The sequence below is a fragment of the Chamaesiphon polymorphus CCALA 037 genome (assembly GCF_003003845.1).
GTDB classification, from domain to species: Bacteria; Cyanobacteriota; Cyanobacteriia; order Cyanobacteriales; family Chamaesiphonaceae; genus Chamaesiphon; species Chamaesiphon polymorphus.
In genome coordinates, this window is record NZ_PVWO01000603.1 from 1 (window position 1) to 3,114 (window position 3,114).

At 47.2% G+C, this 3,114-nt stretch carries 3 protein-coding genes; all 3 read right to left on the reverse strand.

Annotated elements, in window-relative coordinates:
• Positions 1-1,302 (reverse strand): NAD(P)/FAD-dependent oxidoreductase (locus C7B77_RS27000; protein WP_106312301.1); only part of this gene is annotated, 1,302 nt, incomplete at its 3' end.
• Between the two features lie 167 nt (positions 1,303-1,469).
• Entirely contained in the window at positions 1,470-2,381 is a 912-nt protein-coding gene (locus C7B77_RS27005) for an SDR family oxidoreductase (RefSeq protein ID WP_106312304.1), read from the reverse strand.
• 177 nt (positions 2,382-2,558) lie between these two features.
• Complete coding sequence (locus tag C7B77_RS27010) at positions 2,559-3,068, reverse strand: pyridoxamine 5'-phosphate oxidase family protein (protein WP_106312306.1); 510 nt, start codon at positions 3,066-3,068, stop codon at positions 2,559-2,561.
• Positions 3,069-3,114 lie beyond the last annotated feature (46 nt).

The following is a 3,114-nucleotide window of genomic DNA, read 5'->3' on the forward strand; positions in this document are numbered from 1 at the left end:
TCCAGGCGATCCTACGGGGGATTTATGTTTTAAAATAGATCGATCTTGGAAACCAGTTCGAGGTTGCAATGGCAAGATCGATCGCACCACGCGATCGTTACATAAATAAGTTTGCAACCAAGTTAATAAGACAAATAAGCGATTGCGAAATCCTGGTAAATAAACCAAATGAACGCCCAGCCAGAGTAACCAGGCTAGCCATCCCGTCAAAGTCCAACCTCTAATATCGCCAACTCCCGATCGACAGCCAATAATTGCCAATCTGCCTTTATTAAAATAGCTAAATGGTTGTGGCGAGTGACCTTGTAATTGGCGGGTAATATTGCGAGCCACGGCGACACCTTGTTGGAGAGCTTCGGGTGCCACGCCGCTCGAACCTTTACCATCTGGCTTGACATAAGCAACATCACCAATGGCATAGACATTATCGTATTCGATCGATTGTAAAGTCGATCGCACGCGCAATTTATTTTTCTTACCTCGCGACCAATCCTCGGATAATTCGGGCATTGTCGCTTCGACACCTGCCGTCCAAATTGCCGTTTTGGTAGGGATTGTTTGACGATCTTGGAGATAAACTGCTTCGGTAGTAATGCGCTCGACTTGAGTCGATAGCCGCACATCAACTCCTAATTTGTGCAGATATTTTTGAGTATAAATTCCTAGCTTTGGTGGTAGTTCGCCGAGTAATCGATCGCCAGATTGCAACAAAATTAGTTTAACCTGACGTAAATTTAAAGTTGGATACTCATACCGAATACGACTGCGTAATAATTCGACAAATGCCCCGACTACTTCTGTCCCCGTGGCACCGCCACCGATAATTACAAATGTCAGCAACTGCTGACGACGCAATGGATCTGCTTCGATACTGGCGGCTTCAAAACATTCTAGAATTCGATCGCGTAGAGCAACTGCATCTTGAAGAGAGTTTATTGAAAAAGCATATTCTTTGACACCAGAAACGCCCAGAGATTTTGACTTACTACCTGTTGCTAACACCAAAAAATCGTAGCTAACTTCGCCACGATCGGTTTTAATAACTCGTGCTGACAGGTCAATTTTTGCGACTTCAGCCAGTAGAAAATGACACCGACGCGAACGACGGATAATTGTCCGCACGGGATAAATTATATGCTCTGGTTCTAGTTGCGCGGTTGCAACTTGATACAGCAAAGGCACGAAAGTGTGATAATTGACTCGATCGATGAGTAGGATATCTTGCCCACAACGCGCCAATGACTGAGCGGCTTGCAATCCACCAAATCCAGCTCCCACGATCGCAATGGGGAATTTTTGCATCAGTATCTAAATTGTCGATCGATTTTTCTTGTAGCGTAATTAAAAAGATTGAATAAAATATCTATCGATCGATACAGATAGCACATTCGGCACTGCATAAAAGGAGCGGTGCGTTTTGCTACGCAGAAACACACCCTACACAATGCCTACTTCTACACTAGAACGTCCTATGGCAGCGGGTTACCGCCAGTGACACCATATACCTCGCCAGTCACATAACTGGACTCTTGCGAAGCTAAGAGCACGTAGATCGGAGCTAGTTCGGCAGGTTGCCCCGGTCGCCCCATCGGTACTTGCGATCCCATCTTGGGAATCTTCTCCATTGGCTGACCGCCGCTAGTTTGTAAAGGCGTCCAAACTGGCCCTGGTGCCACTACATTGGCGCGGATACCTTTGGCTGCGACCTGTTTGGCTAGCGACTTGGTAAAAGCAACAATGGTAGACTTGGTAGAAGCGTAATCGAGCAAGTTTGGTGAAGGCTGATATGCCTGAATGGATGACGTGTTGATAATTGTGGCTCCGGGTGGCATCAGGGGCAGTGCTGCTTTGCAGATCCAGAACAGAGCATAAACATTTGTTTTAAATGTCTGGTCGAACTGCTCGGTTGTCAGATCTTCTATGTTTTCGACAGCTTGCTGTTTACCTGCGACGTTTACCAGGATATCGAGTCCACCGAGAGCTTTGTGTCCTTGCTCTACCAAGGTTTTACAAAAGCTTTCTTCGCTGATATCGCCGGGTAGCGTTACGGCTTTTCGTCCCGCAGCTTCGATGAGTTCGACTACTTCGCGGGCATCTTTTTCTTCGCTCTCTAGGTAGTTGAGGACGATATCTGCACCTTCCCTTGCAAAGGCGATCGCGGTGGCGCGGCCAATGCCCGAATCGGCTCCAGTAATCAGTGCTTTGCGTCCGGCTAGCCGTCCAAAGCCTTGATAACTATCTTCGCCATGGTCTGGTTTTGGAGTCATCTCCTGGGCTAATCCTGGCTCTGACTGCGGCTGCTTTTCAAACTCTGGCTGCGGATACTGCTCGATCGGATCTTGCATTGCATATTGGTTTTTGGTCGTGGCGGCGTTAGTCATAGGTATTAATTGATAATTGATAATTGATAACTACTTGTCCCTAAAGGACTGGGTGATGGGTAGGGAAAAAACTGATTTGGTTGGGGTTGGATATATCGATCGAATTTAAAACCTTTACCCTTTACCCTTTACCCCATCCACACCAGAGAAATGTAAGTAGCAACTGAGCTAATCGGATTATTTCAAATCGACTTTGGCGTTCTCGGTCATATTTTCGCGATCGCCAGTGGTTGCTGCTTTGATGAAACCAACGGTTTTGGCAACCCAACCTGCGGGGGAATCCCAATACTCGCCTTTGGTGGTGGTGATTTTGAGTAGGGCGATATCGGGTTCGTCGAGTTCTTTGGGGAACCAGGCTTTGAGTTCGGGTTTCCAGAGTTCTTGAATTTTGGCGCGATCTGTGATTAGTTCGGCGGTGCCGCACAGGGAGACGTAACACTGTTTATCGGGAGCTGAGAAGCTGACGTTCACCTCGTTGTTGTGGTTTACTTCTGTCACTTTATGGGAGCTACCGTAGGTAAAAAACCACAGGTCGCCGTTTGCTTCGACTTGGCCATTGACGGACATCGGGCGGCTGCGCAGGCAGCCATCGTCGTCTAGGGTTGTGAGCATACAGAAGTCGATATCTTTAATCAGGTCGCGGATTTTTTCGATCGATTGAGTCTGGTTTTCGGTTGCGTTTGCCATTTGGATTAGTACTTAGTTTTAGGTTACTGGTGCTAGAGAACCCGGA

Bases quoted from the DNA above. Each gene is read 5' to 3' on its own strand.
- C7B77_RS27005 (WP_106312304.1), bottom strand. From the start codon at position 2,381: ATGACTAACGCCGCCACGACCAAAAACCAATATGCAATGCAAGATCCG.
- C7B77_RS27010 (WP_106312306.1), bottom strand. From the start codon at position 3,068: ATGGCAAACGCAACCGAAAACCAGACTCAATCGATCGAAAAAATCCGC.